Source organism: Streptomyces sp. SID5464 (genome assembly GCF_009862985.1).
Taxonomy (GTDB): Bacteria; Actinomycetota; Actinomycetes; order Streptomycetales; family Streptomycetaceae; genus Streptomyces; species Streptomyces chartreusis_D.
The window spans coordinates 181,365-181,793 of the sequence record NZ_WWIQ01000008.1 but is presented as its reverse complement, the minus strand read 5'-3'; the positions used below and the strand labels follow the sequence as shown (position 1 = coordinate 181,793).

The 429-nt window shown below is 66.4% G+C and carries 1 protein-coding gene; it reads right to left on the bottom strand.

Annotated features, from left to right (window positions below; all coding sequences use genetic code 11):
• Nucleotides 1–429: cbb3-type cytochrome c oxidase subunit I (locus GTY47_RS08410; RefSeq protein ID WP_010037229.1), on the bottom strand; the 429-nt coding region annotated here is incomplete at both ends.

Here is a 429-nt window from a genome sequence, read left to right as displayed (position 1 = left end):
GAAGTTGACCGAGCCGAGGATGGTGCCGAAGCCGGAGAAGGCCAGACCCATGATCCACATGTCGGCGCCGATGCCCGGGCTGCGGACCGCGTCCGAGAGCGGGCTGTAGGCGAACCAGCCGAAGTCGGCCGCGCCCTGCGGGGTGAGGAAGCCGCCCACCGCGATGAGCGAGCCGAACAGGTACAGCCAGTAGGCGAACATGTTCAGCCGGGGGAAGGCCACGTCCGGCGCGCCGATCTGCAGCGGCATGATCCAGTTCGCGAAGCCGGCGAACAGCGGCGTCGCGAACATCAGCAGCATGATCGTGCCGTGCATCGTGAACGCCTGGTTGAACTGCTCGTTCGACATGATCTGCAGACCAGGCCGGGCGAGCTCGGCGCGCATGAACAGCGCCATCACGCCGCCGATGACGAAGAACGCGAACGACGT